Here is a 17,248-nt window from a genome sequence, read left to right as displayed (position 1 = left end):
TAAACAATAAAGCATAATTTTGCCAAATAGATCACAGATTTCTCATCTGCATCACCTTGCTTTTGGCGAAAAAAGACCCGCAGAGCGGGGCTCAGACAGATATCAATGTGCGCTTTGTCATACTGGATGCGGCTTTAACGCCTTACCAGACCTACAAAAGCCTGTAAATTCAGTATATTGCAGGATACGTGTAGGCCTGATAAGCGTAGCGCATCAGGCAATTTTGCTTTTGGCGAAAAAAAGACCCGCAGAGCGGGCCTTGAGATAAGCAGAAAGGAATATCTTACAGAACGTCGATCGCGTTCAGTTCCTGGAATGCTTTTTCCAGACGAGCGATCATCGAAGTCTGACCGGCACGCAGCCATACGCGCGGATCGTAGTATTTCTTGTTCGGCTGATCTTCGCCTTTCGGGTTGCCCAACTGACCCTGCAGATAAGCTTCGTTCGCTTTGTAGTAATTCAGAACACCTTCCCAGGTTGCCCATTGGGTATCGGTATCGATGTTCATTTTCACTACGCCGTAGCTTACGGAGTCTTTGATTTCCTGAGCAGTAGAACCGGAACCGCCGTGGAATACGAAGTTCAGGCTGTTGTGCGGCAGGTTGTGTTTCTTGGAAACATATTCCTGAGAGTCACGCAGGATGGTCGGAGTCAGAACAACGTTACCCGGCTTGTATACGCCGTGTACGTTACCGAAGGACGCTGCGATGGTGAAGCGCGGGCTGATTTTGCTCAGCTCGGTGTATGCGTAATCAACGTCTTCCGGCTGGGTGTACAGTGCAGAAGCGTCCATGTGGCTGTTGTCCACGCCGTCTTCTTCACCACCGGTGCAACCCAGTTCGATTTCCAGAGTCATGCCGATTTTGGACATGCGCTCCAGGTATTTAGAGCAGATTTCGATGTTCTCTTGCAGAGATTCTTCAGACAGGTCGATCATGTGAGAAGAGAACAGCGGCTTACCGGTAGCTGCGAAGTGTTTTTCACCCGCGTCCAGCAGACCGTCGATCCACGGCAGCAGTTTTTTCGCGCAGTGGTCGGTGTGCAGGATCACTGGAACACCATAGTGTTCAGCCATCTGGTGAACGTGATGCGCACCAGAGATCGCACCCAGGATAGCAGCACCCTGCGGAACGTCAGATTTCACGCCTTTACCAGCGATAAAGGAAGCACCACCGTTGGAGAACTGAACGATAACCGGCGCTTTAACTTTAGCCGCGGTTTCCAGTACGGCGTTGATGGAGTCAGTACCGACGCAGTTTACTGCTGGCAGTGCGAAGTTGTTTTCTTTTGCTACCTGGAAAACTTTCTGTACGTCATCACCAGTGATTACGCCAGGTTTTACGAAATCAAAAATCTTAGACATGTCTCTTGTCCTGTATCGTCGGGCCTTATACTCGTCATACTTCAAGTTGCATGTGCTGCGTCTGCGTTCGCTCACCCCAGTCACTTACTTATGTAAGCTCCTGGGGATTCACTCTCTTGTCGCCTTCCTGCAACTCGAATTATTTAGAGTATGAAAAAATGCGTGCTCTAAAAGCGCGCTGCAACAAGGGCAGGTTTCCCTGCCCTGTGATTTTTTACTTCTTAGCGCGCTCTTCGAGCATCGCTACTGCAGGCAGTACTTTACCTTCCACGAATTCGAGGAATGCGCCGCCGCCAGTGGAGATGTAGGAGATTTTGTCAGCAATGCCGAACAGGTCGATTGCTGCCAGAGTGTCGCCGCCGCCAGCGATGGAGAACGCTTCGCTGTCTGCGATAGCGTTAGCCACGATTTCAGTACCTTTGCGGAAGTTCGGGAATTCGAACACGCCAACCGGGCCGTTCCACAGAATGGTTTTCGCATTCTTCAGGATTTCAGCCAGTTCCTGCGCAGAAGCATCGCCGATATCCAGGATCTGCTCGTCAGCTTTCACATCGTTAACAGATTTCAGGGTAGCCGGTGCAGTTTCAGAGAACTCAGTTGCTACGCGAACGTCAGACGGAACCGGAATGTTGCAGGTGGTCAGCAGACGTTTTGCTTCGTCAACCAGGTCAGCTTCGTACAGGGATTTACCCACATCGTGGCCTTGTGCCGCGATAAAGGTGTTAGCGATACCACCACCCACGATCAGCTGGTCAGCGATTTTAGACAGGGAGTCCAGAACGGTCAGTTTGGTAGATACTTTAGAACCACCAACGATAGCCACCATCGGGCGAGCAGGTTCTTTCAGTGCTTTACCCAGCGCGTCCAGTTCAGCTGCCAGCAGCGGGCCTGCGCACGCAACATCAGCGAATTTACCGATACCGTGAGTAGAAGCCTGCGCGCGGTGAGCAGTACCGAATGCGTCCATTACGAACACGTCACACAGTGCAGCATATTTTTTGGACAGGGTTTCGTCGTCTTTCTTCTCGCCTTTGTTGAAGCGAACGTTTTCCAGAACAACCAGTTCACCTTCAGCAACGTCAACGCCGTCGAGGTAATCTTTAACCAGACGAACCGGGTTAGACAGTTTGTCTTTCAGGTAGTTAACAACCGGCAGCAGAGAGAATTCTTCGTTGTACTCGCCTTCGGTAGGACGACCCAGGTGGGAAGTTACCATCACTTTCGCGCCTTGTTTCAGGGCCAGTTCGATGGTCGGCAGAGAAGCACGGATACGCGCGTCGCTGGTTACTTTCCCGTCTTTTACTGGTACGTTCAGATCCGCACGGATAAATACACGTTTCCCAGCAAGATCCAGATCGGTCATCTTAATTACAGACATGGTGAATCCTCTCGTTGATTCTAAAAGTTTTGCAGACGCTGCTTGCGTCTTACCTGAAAGCAACAGTAGCCATAGCTAACGTCGTGTCGAGCATTCGGTTAGCAAAGCCCCATTCGTTATCGCACCAGACCAACGTTTTGATCAGGTGTGCGCCACTGACCCGGGTTTGGGTGCCATCGACAATGGCACTGTGCGGATCGTGGTTAAAATCTACAGAGACCAACGGCAATTCCGTATAGTCAACTATACCATGAAATGCACCTTGTGCTGCTTTTTGCAGCAACAGGTTGACTTCATTGGCTTTTACAGGTTTCTTCACCGTCACGCTTAAATCGATTGCCGTCACATTTATGGTTGGTACACGCACCGCAATTGCTTCAAAGCGATCGTTAAATTGCGGAAAAAATCGTGTGATACCGGCGGCCAGTTTAGTATCGACTGGAATGATCGACTGGCTGGCTGCCCGGGTGCGACGCAGGTCAGGATGGTATGCATCAATAACCTGTTGATCGTGCATGGCGGAGTGAATTGTGGTCACAGTGCCGGACTCAATACCGTACGCATCATCTAACAATTTGATGACGGGAATTATGCAATTCGTGGTACAGGAAGCGTTAGAAACGATGCGGTGTTCCGCACGAAGTTGATCCTGATTGACGCCGTAAACCACGGTCGCGTCGAGATCGTTACTACCAGGATGTGAAAAGAGCACTTTTTTGGCCCCGGCGGCAATATGCGCTTCGCCATGCTCGCGGGAGCCATATACGCCGGTGCAGTCAAGAACCACATCGACGCCCAGTTCACGCCATGGGAGCGATTGCAGTGAACGTTCATGCAATACGCGGATGGCGTCATCACCAACAAAAAGTTGATCGCGTTCCTGTCGTACTTCCCATGCAAAACGGCCATGACTGGTGTCATATTTCAACAAATGCGCCATGCCCGCAGCATCCGCCAGTTCGTTGATTGCCACCACGGTAATTTCCGCCCGGCGTCCGGATTCATACAAAGCACGAACCACATTACGCCCGATGCGACCGAAGCCATTTATCGCTACGCGTACGGTCATAGATCTCCTGCAAGGTTTTCCCTGAGCAAATTTGCCAGACAGAGTAATCCAGCAAATCGTCCGGGGAAACCTTACCTGTCGCAAACTGCGACTGATTGGTTAATTGTCGAACATTTAATCGACTGAAACGCTTCAGCTAGGATAAGCGAAACGTGGAATAAAAGGAATGATTGTCCAGTCAAAGAAGACAATTATCTGACTTACGTCACGTTTTCATCCCCGCCCCTGTGGAATTTATTCCACTTTGCAGAATCACGAATAAGCGTAGCAAAATCTTTTCGTTGTGCCGTCACAAACCCTGACTTATATCAGAATATGACTGATGCAGCGTCGATATTATCCGCAATACGTCCGAGTTTCGGAGTACTCCAATGATGACATTGCCCTACCCATATTCTTCCTCCGCACGCTTTTACGCGCTGCGCCTGCTCCCAGGGCAGGAAGTTCTCTCCCAATTACGCGCCTTCGCGCAGCAACAACAACTCCACGCCGCGTGGATTGCAGGTTGTACCGGCAGTCTGACTGACGTCGCCTTACGCTATGCCGGGCAAGAAAACACGGCCCTACTAAGCGGTAAGTTCGAAGTCATCGCATTGAACGGCACACTGGAACAGAGTGGTGAACATCTTCATCTCTGCGTTTCCGATCCACACGGCACGATGTTTGGCGGTCATATGATGCCCGGCTGTACCGTGCGGACCACGCTTGAACTGGTGATCGGCTGCCTTGAGGAGCTGGCGTTTAGCCGCCAACCTTGCGCGCTTTCTGGTTACGACGAATTGCATATTTCCCCCGTTAAATAACTACTTTCAGAGAGGTTTTCTTATGGCGCGTCGCCACTTTTCCAGTCAAGCACTGGTGTTGATTGTTATCTCTATCGCCATCAATATGATTGGCGGGCAACTGGCCAGCATGGTCAAATTACCTATATTTCTCGACTCCATCGGCACACTTATTAGCGCGGTACTGCTTGGTCCGGTGATCGGGATGCTGACCGGCTTACTGACCAATTTACTCTGGGGATTGCTCACCGACCCGATCGCCGCCGCCTTTGCCCCCGTGGCGATGGTTATTGGCCTGGTCGCCGGTTGGCTGGCGCGAGCGGGTTGGTTTCGCACCCTGCCAAAAGTCGTTGTCAGCGGCGTGATTATTACGCTTGCAGTAACGGTCGTCGCTGTACCGCTGCGTACTGCGCTGTTCGGCGGTGTCACCGGTAGCGGAGCCGATTTGTTCGTTGCCTGGATGCACTCTATGGGGCAAAACCTGGTGGAGTCGGTGGCGATTACGGTGATAGGCGCAAACCTGGTCGATAAAATTCTTACAGCGGTGATTGTCTGGCTTTTACTGCGTCAGCTGCCGATTCGCACCACGCGCCATTTTCCGGCAATGGCTGCCGTGCGCTAAATGCATCCGTTTACATCCCTAACGCTGTGGGCGCTGGCGGCCTGCACCACGCTTATCCTGCCCACACAGACAATACTGCCATTCTATAGCGCGGCGACCTTTTTCTGCCTTATTGCGCTAAAGGCCACGCGGCGGCGGGTAAAATATGTTGTCTGGCTGATGTTCTCGCTGGGGGCTGGACTGTGGCTGGTACACGGTGGCTGGCTGACAGAATGGCTAAGCGGCACGCCACGCTCGCCAGAACGGTGGACGCATGCTATTACGCTCTGGTTGCGGATTCTGGCGATTGTTTCAACCTCGCAGTTGTGGATGCAATTCGTCCCAGTGCAACGTTTTATCCGCGCTTTGTTTGCTTCTCGCCTGCCGCCGGGCGTCGCTTATCTGTTCGCTGGGCCTTTGTTGGTCGTTGAGCAGTTAAAACGGCAATTAGCGATTATTCATGAAGCGCAGCGCGCCCGTGGGGTGCCGCTGGATGAGGGCTGGTATCAGCGTTTACGTGCTATACCCGCGCTAATTATTCCGCTAACACACAATGCGCTAAACGATCTGGCTATCCGTGGTGCGGCGCTGGATATGCGGGCATTTCGGATCCACAACCGGCGCACTACGTTATGGGCACCGCCTGACAGTAACCTGGAAAAAGTGGCACGTTACGCCATGATCTTGCTGATGCTGGCAGAATTCGGAGCGTGGATATGGTTACGTTAGAACAGTTTCGCTATTGCCCGACACACTCAACGCACCCTCCGTTCTGTTATGACTTTCACTATGTCAAACCGGGGATAGTCGCCATCTTTGGTGACAACGGCAGTGGCAAAAGTACGCTGGCGCAACTGATGGCGGGCTGGTATCCGGACTTTCTGCCAGGAGAGATAACCGGCACGGGGACGCTTCTCGGTACGCCCATTGGGTATCTCCCGCTTAATGAACAATCCGCCACCATCCAGCTCGTTCAGCAATCGCCCTATTTGCAGCTCTCCGGCTGTACCTTTAGCGTGGAAGAAGAAGTTGCCTTTGGGCCAGAAAATCTGTGTCTTGCTGAAGAGGAGATTATGGCGCGGATTGATGCCGCCCTGACTCTGACCGAGTGCCAGCCGTTGCGCCATCGTCACCCGGCAACACTCTCCGGTGGAGAGACACAGCGCGTGGTCATCGCCTGCGCCATCGCGATGCAGCCAAAACTATTAATTCTTGATGAAGCCTTTAGTCGCCTGACGCCGCAGGCCAGCGAAATGCTGTTGCAGCGCTTACAACACTGGGCGTTTGAACGTGGTTCGCTGATTATTCTTTTTGAACGTCATCGCACACCTTTCCTGAACTACTGCCAGCAAGCGTGGCAATTGCAAAACGGAGCGCTCCAGCCACTATGTTAACGTTAAACCAGATATCTTATCGCTGGCCTGGCGCGGCAACGGATTGTCTTTGCGACATTTCTCTGCAACTCAAACAAGGTGAATGGTTGGCGCTGACCGGCGACAATGGCGCGGGAAAATCGACGCTGTTACGAGTAATGGCAGGTCTTCTTACGCCCACAACCGGTACGGTTATACTGCAACAACAGGCGATGAAAAACCTGAAAAACCGCCAACGTGCAGCAAAGATTGGCGTACTGTTTCAGGAAGCGGAAAACCAGCTTTTTCACAGCACCGTCGCTGACGAGATCGCATTTGGTTTGAAACTGCAAAAATGCCTGGCGGATGAAATCACTCAACGTACCAATGCTGCCCTGCAATGCTGTCAGTTAGCAGACACTGCCAGCGCGCATCCGTTAGATCTGCATAGTGCGCAGCGACGGATGGTCGCCGTCGCCTGCCTGGAAGCACTCTCTCCGCCGCTATTGCTGCTGGACGAGCCGAGTCGGGATTTTGACGAAAATTGGATGAGCGTGTTTGAAAGCTGGCTGGAAAAGTGCCGCCAGCGAGGCACGAGCGTCGTAGCAATCAGTCATGACGCCGCATTTACCCGGCGTCATTTCTCTCGTGTGGTGCGACTGGAAGATGGTGTAATCAGGAACGTTAATCCACCAGACGATATTCACCCGTAGCGGTCATCATTAAGGTCAAATTTGCAGGCAGACTCTCTTCCAGCACCCGGCGAACATTCGGCCCATCGGTACGGTCATAAAAGGCTTCTGCGTCTGCCAGCGATAACCCTCCCGCCAGCTTGCGCCCCACCAGTCGTTCCCGCAACGCAGTAGCTGGCGCGTTGATAAAGATCGAGAAATCACAAAATTGCGCAAGCTGGCGCCACTTCTCGTCATCCAGCAACAACCAGTTTCCTTCGACGATGACGAGTGGTGCGGTAACGTGCAACGCATCTTCAACAGGCTCATGCTTTTGTCGATCGTACTGCGGCCACGTACAATCCCCTTCCACTACCTGGCGCAGATTTTCCGCCAGTTTCGCTACATCGAATGTCTCTGGTGCGCCTTTAAAGGGGCGCAATTGATGCGCATCCAGCCAGCTATTGTAATGGTGAAAGCCATCCATCGGGAGCGTCTGAATATCGGGCAGTTCCGGGTCTTGTTGCGCGAGATATTCCCAGAAAGTGGTTAGGGTAGATTTACCCGTCCCCGGCGGAGCGCAAAGAAAAACCACGGTACGCCGCTGCGGATTTACCGTCTGTAAGGCTGCCAGCATACGCAGCAACGGTTTATGCACATTTTCAATCTCTTCGTTCGGGTACTGTGCCTGTACCTTCAGACCATTCACCGTTAAGTCAATTTTCACGGCGTTAATTCCTTTAAGGTGGTCGTTACTGCCAGCGTCAGCGCCGTTTTGACCATCCCACTAAAACGCACCTCTGACCAGACGGCGAAATCAGCGAACTTCATCGCTTTTAACGCGTCATAGAGCGTCGCATTGCAGGTTATGCTATTGACGTTGCTGATAAAATCCCAGGTAATGTCATCGGCAAATCCGGGCGTTTCATCCTGTTCATTCAGGTAATGCCAGAACTGGGAAAAGTGCGTGATATCGGCGTACAGCCATTTGTCCATTTTCCCCAGTGCAAAAATCAAACGTAGCGCAACATCAATATCGTCAAGCGGGCCGCTTTGAGCGAGTAACGGCTTCACTGCATATTCCACGATCTCTTCATCGTTATCGACAAACAGCGACGGCAGAAACTGGCGTATCCCCTGGAGCAAAATGACATGTGCAGTTTTCATAAATGACAATAAATTGTCCTGTGCGTCCAGTTGCTCAAGCACATCATCTTCTGTCAGCGTCGCCATTCGTCTTCCGATAGATCACCATCAATGCAGGGAGTTTATTATATTACACGTTTGGTCCGCGCCGCCGATCAGTAATGTCTGCGTCCGCACCCCATTCGCCGTCTGTTGGATACCATTCACCAACTCGCCGCCCGTCACGCCCGTAGCGCTAAAGAGGATATCGTTCCCCCTCACCAGTTCATCGAGCGAGTACACACGGTTAACGTCAACGCCCATTTCCTTGCAACGCTTGCGCTCCTGCTCTGCAATCTGCCGATTTTCCGTGTAATCCCCTTTTGCCTGGCAAAAATCAATCAGCTCGGCCTGCATATCCCCGCCCAATGCTTTAACAGCACAGGCAGAAATAACACCTTCCGGCGCACCGCCGATGGTGTACATCACATCGTAAGGATTATCCTGCCAGCAGGTCAGCACGCTGGCGGCGACATCGCCATCCGGCAGGGCAAAAACCTTCACGCCCAGCTGTGTTGCTTCCTCAATTGCGGCACTCAGGCGCGGTTTATCCAGCGTAACCATACGCAGCTTGTCCAGCGGTTTGCCTAACGCTTTCGCCACGTTGCGCAAGTTGTCCGCCAGAGGCAAAGACAGATCAATCGCGCCCGCCGCCAGCCGATTAACAACCAGTTTTTTCATATACATATCGGGCGCGTGTAACAGGCTATCTCGAGGGGCGAAAGCCATGACCGCCAGCGCATTGCTCTGCCCCATCGCCACCATCCGCGTGCCTTCAATGGGATCAACTGCGATATCGACTTCTGGCCCATCGCCTTTGCCCACCTCTTCGCCAATCCACAGCATCGGCGCATGGTCAATTTCTCCCTCGCCGATGACCACTCGCCCACGAAAAGCGACATCGTTTAATGCCTGGCGCATCGCGGTGACCGCCAGGCCATCAATTTTATTTTTGTTGCCACATCCGGTTTGCGGCCAGGCAGCCAACGCTGCCTGCTCCGTAACGCGAAATAATGGCCACGCCAGGGACATCATTGCGCGGCCTCCCCGATATCAACGCCAAATTGCGCCAGCAGATATTTCTCGGCCTGTTCATTCCAGATGCCGTGCGTTTCCTCAACCAGCCGCGCAAGCTCTTTAAACAGCGGATCTGTTTTGCCTTTTTCGGCAAAATCGGCAATGGCGGTGAGCGGCATGGTAACGCCGTTGTAAATGAGTTTTTTACCACCGGGGATATCCGGTAAATTGAGAACGGTTTCTGGCACTGCATCCAGACCACCGATATGCGTCACCATAAACGACGGTTGCAACTGCCCCGTGGCGCTCAGGGCAATCGCCTCTTTCATATCGTCCGTTGAACCACCCGATGTACCGACGACGTGCGTGCTGTTGTAATGGACGTTGTAGAAATTAAACGGCACTTTGAAGTTTTTATCCGTCGGCCCGGCAAAGAAGTTCAGGCAGCCATCTTCCGCCAGTAATTCGTCAGCCATCTCAACGACAGCAGGCACCGCCGCATAAACAAAAATGTCATCGAACCCAGCATCTCCTGTCAGCGCCCGCAGCTTCTGTACCGGATCGGCCATTCCTTTGGTATTCACATATATCAGCTCAATGCCTTTGCTGGCCGCCAGCTCCACCGGCAGCAGCTTCTGCACCTGTGCCAGGCGTTTGTCGTCGATATCGACCACCACTACCCGCGACGGTTGTATGCCGCCGTGAATAGCGTAATCGATAGCGCCTATCCCCATCGGGCCCGCACACGCCAGCAGCGCAATATTGCCACCAGGTTTCACGCCCATGCGATGCTCATAAACATATTGCGTGGTGTGATAATTGGCATGATAAGCGCCAATAATGCAGCACATCGGCTCTGCCAGAGACGCCGCAGCAAAATAAGATCCGTGATAGGGTAATACGCAGCCCAGGTTAATGGCGATCTCCGGAATAATCATATAGGTAGCATTACCGCCAAAATATTCGTAGCTGTATCCCGCAGAATACCCGCTTGGTAGCCCCATCGCCGGTTGCAATACAAAACGTTGGCCTTTTTTATATTTGTCGGTAAGATTTTTCCCCACTTCAACAATAATCCCGGCACATTCATGCCCGGTAATGACCGGATGATTTTCTAAATCGTCGGGCACCCGTTTATGTTCGCTACCGAGTAACGCCGCTTTCCAGGTCGATAAACACACACTGTCAGAAATTACACTCACCAGCAGTTCATTATCGGTAATTTCGGGCAGTTCAAATTCGCGCAGACGGACATCCCGCTTGCCATAAATAGCAGCAACTTTGGTTTTCATTTTTACCTCGGCAATCAGTTTTTATGTTCAGCGGTTAATTGATTAAATAAAGTGTCGAGTTTGGGATCGCCAATATAGTTATTAATCAATATCAGCGGTTTATCCGTCACGCGTTTCACGCGCCCTTCCAGACTAGCGTGAGTAACGACGATATCCACATCCGCAGGCACGTTTTCTATCGCGTAATGTTTTACTTCAATTGCCAGCCCCGCTTTTTCCAGGCGCTTACGGAAGGTGGTTGCGCCCATCGCGCTGGAGCCCATTCCCGCATCGCAAACAAAGGCGATACGCTTAACCCGGCTTAACGAGAATGCACCTTCTTGTTTCATCGCCTTAACCGCATTGGCGGACTGCGCAAACTCATCTTCGCTCTCCGTTTCCACCGTTTTTTCCATCTTCAGTATTACGGAAGTGATAGCAAAGGACACCAGGGTACCTACCGTAACACCGGCAATTGTCGCCAGGAACGAGCCTTTCGGCGTCAGTGCAAGGTAAGCAAAGATAGACCCCGGACTTGGACCAGCCACCAGACCACCGTCCAGTAAGTTAAACATCCAGGTGCCAGACATACCGCCGGCAATCATGGCAATAATGGTCAGCGGCTTCATCAGCACATACGGGAAATACAGTTCGTGGATCCCACCGAGGAAGTGAATAATCATCGCCCCGGGCGCAGAACGTTTACTCATCCCTTTACCAAACAAAGTAAACGCCAGCAGCAGTCCTAAGCCAGGCCCAGGGTTGGACGCCACCATAAAGAAGATGGATTTACCGTTAACTGAAGCCTGTTGCATCCCCAACGGGTAATAGACGCCCTGATCTATCGCGTTATTGAGGAAAAGCACTTTCGCCGGTTCATTGATGACTGACAGCAAAGGCAGATAGCCCGCATGTACCAGCGCCTCAATACACTCTTTGACGAAAGTATTGGCAATTAACACCGCCGGGCCGATAACTTCAAAACCCAGCAGACAAAGGAGCATCCCGGTGATACCTAATGAGAAGTTATTGATAACCATCTCAAAACCAGCAGGTATGCGTTTTTCCAGTGCCTTATCAACATATTTTATGACCAGCCCACCTAACGGTCCCATGATCATTGAACCAAGGAACATCGGGATTTCTGCGCCGACGATTACACCAATTGTCCCTATTCCGCCCATGACTGCGCCGCGTTTACCGCCGACTAAATGGCCACCGGTAGAACCAATCATTACGGGCAATAAATAGGTAATCATCGGGCCGACAATTTTGGCGAAATGTTCGTTAGGCAACCAACCAGTAGGAATAAATAATGCAGTAATAAAACCCCAGGCAATAAAAGCACCAATATTGGGGATGACCATTGCCGTCAAAAAGCCCCCAAAAGCCTGGACCTTTGCACGAGCAGACTTGTTTTCCATAATATTATCCTGTAGAGGAGAGAGTCATTATTCGCGGCTGATAATGTCCGCTAATTGTTTTTCTGATGTTGCAGTTAAGAGTTGTTCAAGTATTTCTTCTTCGCACAGCAATTCACTTAACGCCTGAATAGCACCAATGTGCGAATCGGCATCGGCAGCAGAAAGACCGATAAGTAATTTAATCGGTTCGTCATTCCCCGGAAAATAAACGCCTTGTTTAAGTAACGTCAAAGACATCCCGGTTTTAAGCGCCCCACATTCCGGTCGCGCATGAGGCATTGCCACGCCTGGTGCGAGAATATAATAAGGGCCATTGTTAATGGTGGAATCTTTAATAGCCTGAATGTAATTCTCGCTGATATAGTTTTTATCCAGCAATGATGCCATCGAGAAATTGATAGCTTCCTGCCAATTTTTTGCTGAATGTATAACTGAGATTGATGATTCTGGAAAATAATCAATAAGCCGCATAAATTATCCTTATTTTATTTTTAGGGTACCGTCCGGCGGTAAAAATAAAATACTCGTGCGATTTAATGAAAGCAATTGGGCACGCGAGAAGAAAAAAAACATGAACCAAAATAATAAAATGTTAAATAACAACAACATGAAATTTATACTTATAAAGTCAAGTTTGTGTTTGTTATGTTTATCACAAAACCAATGTTTTATCTGCCTATGTATTTGTGATGCATATCTCTATTTATCTATTGAATGTTCGAAAACATACTTTTTTAGCCGATGTTTTTCGCTCTCCCCCTTTATAGATTCTGAATTCTCACCTGTTGGCTGTTTTCTCCTCACCTCATGTGACATATTCCCACACTTTACTCAAGGAAGATTCTCATGAAAGCGCCTGTTTCAATAACCTCATTTCGCCCACAAAAATCTATTGCTATCGCCATTGGCGTGCTTACCGTGGTTGTGCTGCCATTTCTCTCGTATTACACCGTTAATGAAGGTGAACGCGGCATTTTGCTGCGCTACGGAAAAATCGTAAAAGTTGCCGAGCCGGGTCTGGGTTTTAAGATCCCTTTTATGGAAAGCGTAGAGAAAATTTCCACGCGTAATCAGGCTGTGGTTTATCAGGGATTACAGGCCTACAGCCGCGACCAGCAACCGGCACAAATGACCGTGTCGGTTAGTTTTCATATTAAGCCTTCAGAAGCTGGCGCAGTTTATACAACCTACAACACCATTGAAGCATTAAAAGATCGTCTGATTGTCCGTCAGTTGCCAACTCAACTGGAGAACGTTTTCGGCCAATATACCGCCATCAGCGCGGTACAGGATCGTACAAAACTGGTTCAGGATCTGCAAAATGCAATGCGTAAAGCCGTTGTTGGCCCGGTGGTGATTGATGGTGTCCAGATTGAAAATATTGATTTTTCTGACGCTTATGAAAAATCGATTGAAGATCGAATGAAAGCAGAAGTCGCCATTGCCACACGTAAGCAAAATCTGGAAACAGAGAAAATCCAGGCGCAAATAGCGGTAACTCAGGCCCAGGCAGAAGCAGACAGTAAACTGGCGGCAGCCAAAGCAGAAGCTGAGACTATTCGCGTAAGAGGCGCGGCAGAGGCTGAAACTATTCGTTTAAAAAGTGCGGCTGAAGCAGAAGCGATCCGCCTGCGCGGTGAAGCTCTGCGGGATAATCCCGGACTTGTTGCCCTCACCACTGCTGAGCGTTGGGACGGTAAGCTACCCGATACCATGATCCCCGGCAGTACAGTTCCGTTTATCTCTACTAAGTAAAAAAAGGGCCGCTTTCGCGGCCCTTGAGACTGATGGCAAAGGCAAAACTGCCTGATGCGCTACGCTTATCAGGCCTACATACTTCCTGCAATATATTGAATTTGCACGATCTTGTAGGTCGGGTAAGGCGTTCACGCCGCATCCGATATGAACAACGCGCACTTTGCCAATAATCTGAAGGGCCGCTTTCGCGGCCCTTCTCACAAAGCATCTTACCGATTACAGCAACGCTTTTGCTTTCGCAACAACGTTGTCAACGGTGAAGCCGAACTCTTCGAACAACTGCTCTGCCGGAGCAGATTCACCGAAGGTGGTCATGCCGACGATAGCACCGTTCAGGCCAACATAATTGTACCAGTAGTCAGCAATGCCAGCTTCCACCGCAACGCGTGCAGTAACCGCTTTCGGCAGTACAGACTCACGGTAAGCCGCATCCTGCTTGTCGAATGCGTCGGTAGACGGCATGGAAACCACGCGCGCTTTCACGCCTTCAGCAGTCAGTTTTTCGTAGGCAGCAACCGCCAGTTCAACTTCAGAACCGGTAGCGATGAAGATCAGTTCCGGCTGACCGGCACAGTCTTTCAGCACATAACCACCGCGCGCGATGTTTGCCAGCTGCTCTTCAGTACGTTCCTGCTGCGCCAGGTTCTGACGGGAGAGGATAAGCGCAGTCGGGCCGTCCTGACGCTCAACGCCGTATTTCCACGCGACCGCGGATTCAACCTGGTCACACGGACGCCATGTGGACATGTTCGGGGTCACGCGCAGAGAAGCGACCTGCTCTACCGGCTGGTGAGTCGGGCCATCTTCGCCCAGACCGATGGAGTCGTGGGTGTAAACCATCACCTGACGCTGTTTCATCAGCGCAGCCATACGTACGGCGTTACGTGCGTATTCCACGAACATCAGGAAGGTGGAGGTGTACGGCAGGAAGCCACCGTGCAGGGAGATACCGTTAGCAATCGCGGTCATACCGAACTCGCGAACACCATAGTGGATGTAGTTACCCGCAGCATCTTCGTTGATTGCTTTAGAACCAGACCACAGGGTCAGGTTAGACGGTGCCAGGTCAGCAGAGCCGCCGAGGAATTCCGGCAACAGCGGGCCGAACGCTTCAATCGCATTCTGAGACGCTTTACGGCTGGCGATTTTCGCCGGATTAGCCTGCAGTTTAGCGATGAATTCTTTCGCTTTGGCATCGAAGTCAGACGGCATTTCGCCTTTCATACGGCGGGTAAATTCAGCGGCTTCCTGCGGATAAGCTTTGGCGTAAGCAGCGAATTTCTCGTTCCATGCGGATTCTTTCGCCTGGCCTGCTTCTTTCGCATCCCACTGAGCATAGATTTCAGACGGGATTTCGAACGGTGCATATTTCCAGCCCAGCTGTTCGCGGGTCAGGGCAATTTCAGCGTCGCCCAGCGGCGCACCGTGGGAGTCGTGCGTACCGGCTTTATTCGGTGAACCGAAACCGATGATGGTTTTGCACATCAGCAGGGACGGTTTGTCAGTCACTGCGCGCGCTTCTTCTACTGCGCGTTTGATGGATGCCGCGTCATGACCGTCGATGCCGCGAATAACGTGCCAGCCGTAAGCTTCGAAACGCATTGCGGTGTCGTCGGTGAACCAGCCTTCAACGTGACCATCGATAGAGATACCGTTGTCATCGTAGAACGCAATCAGTTTACCCAGCTTCAGCGTACCCGCCAGAGAGCAAACTTCATGGGAGATGCCTTCCATCATGCAGCCGTCGCCCATGAAGGCGTAGGTGTAGTGGTCGACGATGTCGTGGCCCGGACGGTTAAACTGCGCCGCCAGCGTTTTTTCTGCAATCGCCATACCGACTGCATTGGCAATACCCTGACCCAGCGGACCTGTAGTGGTTTCCACACCAGCGGTGTAACCCACTTCCGGGTGGCCCGGAGTTTTGGAATGCAGTTGACGGAAGTTTTTCAGTTCTTCCATCGGCAGATCGTAACCGGTGAGGTGCAGCAGGCTGTAGATCAGCATGGAGCCGTGGCCGTTGGACAGCACGAAGCGGTCACGGTCAGCCCAGGACGGATTCTGCGGGTTGTGTTTCAGAAAATCACGCCACAGGACTTCGGCAATGTCAGCCATACCCATAGGGGCACCCGGGTGACCGGATTTGGCTTTCTGTACTGCGTCCATGCTCAGCGCACGAATAGCATTGGCAAGCTCTTTACGTGAGGACATTTTGACTCCAGATCGGATGATGAAGGGCACGCCCTTAACGACTTGACGACAGCGCGTTTTGGGCTACGCCGGAAAATTTGCCAACAATTTACCGCAAGCCGCGCGTCATGTACATGGAACATCCTTTTGCCGCTTCAGAAATCTCTGGATCATGCTCGCATGTTGCGCAAACGCTCGCCCGTCCGCTGCGCTTTTCCTTATACTGAGACTGAGCGTCGATTCACCTGCAAACGGTGCATTTTTAGAATAATCCTGACCTTGTGCGGAAGAGAAAACATGAAAATTCGCGCCTTATTGGTAGCAATGAGCGTGGCAACGGTACTGACCGGTTGCCAGAATATGGACTCCAACGGACTGCTCTCATCAGGAGCGGAAGCTTTTCAGGCTTACAGTTTGAGTGATGCGCAGGTGAAAGCCCTGAGCGATCAGGCATGCCAGGAGATGGACAGCAAGGCGACGATTGCGCCAGCCAATAGCGAATACGCTAAACGTCTGACAACTATTGCCAATGCGCTAGGCAACAATATCAACGGTCAGCCGGTGAATTACAAAGTGTATATGGCGAAGGATGTGAATGCTTTTGCGATGGCAAACGGCTGTATCCGCGTCTATAGCGGGCTGATGGATATGATGACGGATAACGAAGTCGAAGCGGTGATCGGTCACGAAATGGGGCACGTCGCGTTAGGCCATGTGAAGAAAGGGATGCAAGTTGCATTAGGTACCAACGCCGTGAGAGTCGCGGCAGCCTCTGCGGGCGGGATTGTCGGCAGTTTATCGCAATCGCAACTTGGTGATCTGGGCGAGAAATTAGTCAATTCGCAATTCTCCCAGCGCCAGGAAGCAGAAGCCGATGATTATTCTTACGATCTTCTGCGCCAACGCGGCATCAGCCCGGCTGGTCTTGCCACCAGCTTTGAAAAACTGGCGAAACTGGAAGAAGGCCGCCAAAGCTCAATGTTTGACGACCATCCGGCATCCGCCGAACGCGCCCAGCATATTCGCGATCGTATGAGCGCGGATGGGATTAAGTAAAGCCTGGTGGTGCCGAACGTAGGTCAGATAAGGCGTTCACGCCGCATCTGACATGAATGGCACATTTGTTACCCTGTCCGCAATGCCGGATGCGATGCTGACGCATCTTATCCGGCCTACGGGCGACATCGCAT

At 51.5% G+C, this 17,248-nt stretch carries 17 protein-coding genes; 7 read left to right on the top strand and 10 right to left on the bottom strand.

What is annotated here, in order from left to right:
* Positions 1–283: 283 nt before the first annotated feature.
* From fbaA to epd, 3 genes are all read right to left on the bottom strand, one after another.
* Positions 284–1,363: a class II fructose-bisphosphate aldolase gene (fbaA, locus tag HEN33_RS00720; protein WP_000034372.1), complete on the bottom strand. Its 1,080-nt coding sequence runs from the start codon at positions 1,361–1,363 to the stop codon at positions 284–286.
* Positions 1,364–1,577: 214 nt separating this feature from the next.
* On the bottom strand, positions 1,578–2,741 hold the full coding sequence (gene pgk / locus HEN33_RS00715; protein ID WP_000111269.1) for a phosphoglycerate kinase: 1,164 nt from the start codon (positions 2,739–2,741) through the stop codon (positions 1,578–1,580).
* A gap of 49 nt (positions 2,742–2,790) precedes the next feature.
* Positions 2,791–3,810 (bottom strand): erythrose-4-phosphate dehydrogenase, encoded by a 1,020-nt coding sequence (gene epd, locus HEN33_RS00710; RefSeq protein ID WP_000218480.1) that lies wholly within the window; start codon positions 3,808–3,810, stop codon positions 2,791–2,793.
* 371 nt (positions 3,811–4,181) lie between these two features.
* Here epd and HEN33_RS00705 point away from each other — a divergent pair, with 371 nt between their 5' ends.
* From HEN33_RS00705 to HEN33_RS00685, 5 genes are read left to right on the top strand one after another with little or no spacing between them, the layout of a single operon-like run.
* Complete coding sequence (locus HEN33_RS00705) at positions 4,182–4,613, top strand: PPC domain-containing DNA-binding protein (protein WP_176262824.1); 432 nt, start codon at positions 4,182–4,184, stop codon at positions 4,611–4,613.
* A gap of 22 nt (positions 4,614–4,635) precedes the next feature.
* The gene (locus HEN33_RS00700) at positions 4,636–5,214 is read left to right on the top strand and encodes an ECF transporter S component (protein WP_000113903.1); all 579 of its coding nucleotides are present in this window, start codon (positions 4,636–4,638) and stop codon (positions 5,212–5,214) included.
* Positions 5,215–5,922 (top strand): energy-coupling factor transporter transmembrane component T, encoded by a 708-nt coding sequence (locus HEN33_RS00695; RefSeq protein ID WP_032185076.1) that lies wholly within the window; start codon positions 5,215–5,217, stop codon positions 5,920–5,922. It begins immediately after the preceding gene.
* Positions 5,910–6,587 carry an ABC transporter ATP-binding protein gene (locus HEN33_RS00690; protein ID WP_032185119.1) on the top strand — a complete coding sequence of 226 codons (678 nt, stop codon included), beginning with the start codon at positions 5,910–5,912 and terminating at the stop codon, positions 6,585–6,587. Before HEN33_RS00695 ends, HEN33_RS00690 begins: the two co-directional genes overlap by 13 nt.
* Positions 6,581–7,258 (top strand): ABC transporter ATP-binding protein, encoded by a 678-nt coding sequence (locus tag HEN33_RS00685; protein WP_032185077.1) that lies wholly within the window; start codon positions 6,581–6,583, stop codon positions 7,256–7,258. The genes HEN33_RS00690 and HEN33_RS00685 overlap by 7 nt, the downstream gene beginning before the upstream one ends.
* Here HEN33_RS00685 and HEN33_RS00680 read toward each other — a convergent pair.
* From HEN33_RS00680 to cmtB, 6 genes are read right to left on the bottom strand one after another with little or no spacing between them, the layout of a single operon-like run.
* A complete protein-coding gene (locus HEN33_RS00680; protein WP_176262825.1) occupies positions 7,230–7,943 on the bottom strand; it encodes a nucleoside/nucleotide kinase family protein in 714 nt (237 codons plus the stop codon). The two genes, HEN33_RS00685 and HEN33_RS00680, sit on opposite strands and share 29 nt — an antisense overlap.
* Positions 7,940–8,449, bottom strand: a complete 510-nt coding sequence (gene fumE / locus HEN33_RS00675) for a fumarase E (protein WP_176262826.1) — start codon at positions 8,447–8,449, stop codon at positions 7,940–7,942. The genes HEN33_RS00680 and fumE overlap by 4 nt, the downstream gene beginning before the upstream one ends.
* Before the next feature lie 21 nt (positions 8,450–8,470).
* On the bottom strand, positions 8,471–9,436 hold the full coding sequence (glpX, locus tag HEN33_RS00670; RefSeq protein ID WP_176262827.1) for a class II fructose-bisphosphatase: 966 nt from the start codon (positions 9,434–9,436) through the stop codon (positions 8,471–8,473).
* Entirely contained in the window at positions 9,433–10,710 is a 1,278-nt protein-coding gene (locus tag HEN33_RS00665) for a zinc-binding dehydrogenase (RefSeq protein ID WP_000853198.1), read from the bottom strand. The genes glpX and HEN33_RS00665 overlap by 4 nt, the downstream gene beginning before the upstream one ends.
* 14 nt (positions 10,711–10,724) lie before the next feature.
* Entirely contained in the window at positions 10,725–12,113 is a 1,389-nt protein-coding gene (gene cmtA, locus HEN33_RS00660) for a PTS mannitol transporter subunit IICB (protein ID WP_088541722.1), read from the bottom strand.
* Between the two features lie 27 nt (positions 12,114–12,140).
* Positions 12,141–12,584 (bottom strand): PTS mannitol transporter subunit IIA, encoded by a 444-nt coding sequence (gene cmtB / locus HEN33_RS00655; RefSeq protein WP_176262828.1) that lies wholly within the window; start codon positions 12,582–12,584, stop codon positions 12,141–12,143.
* Between the two features lie 375 nt (positions 12,585–12,959).
* Between cmtB and HEN33_RS00650 the strand changes: the two genes are divergently transcribed.
* Complete coding sequence (locus HEN33_RS00650; protein ID WP_000646925.1) at positions 12,960–13,868, top strand: prohibitin family protein; 909 nt, start codon at positions 12,960–12,962, stop codon at positions 13,866–13,868.
* Positions 13,869–14,087: 219 nt separating this feature from the next.
* Here HEN33_RS00650 and tkt read toward each other — a convergent pair whose 3' ends face one another.
* On the bottom strand, positions 14,088–16,079 hold the full coding sequence (gene tkt, locus HEN33_RS00645) for a transketolase (protein ID WP_176262829.1): 1,992 nt from the start codon (positions 16,077–16,079) through the stop codon (positions 14,088–14,090).
* A 276-nt stretch (positions 16,080–16,355) separates the two neighbouring features.
* Here tkt and loiP point away from each other — a divergent pair, with 276 nt between their 5' ends.
* Positions 16,356–17,114 carry a metalloprotease LoiP gene (loiP, locus tag HEN33_RS00640; protein ID WP_000701841.1) on the top strand — a complete coding sequence of 253 codons (759 nt, stop codon included), beginning with the start codon at positions 16,356–16,358 and terminating at the stop codon, positions 17,112–17,114.
* The last annotated feature ends 134 nt before the right edge of the window (positions 17,115–17,248 follow it).

The organism is Escherichia sp. 94.0001, assembly GCF_013369155.2.
GTDB lineage: Bacteria > Pseudomonadota > Gammaproteobacteria > Enterobacterales > Enterobacteriaceae > Escherichia > Escherichia coli_F.
The sequence above is the reverse complement of the archived record's forward strand: the minus strand, read 5'-3'. Positions and strand labels throughout refer to the sequence as shown.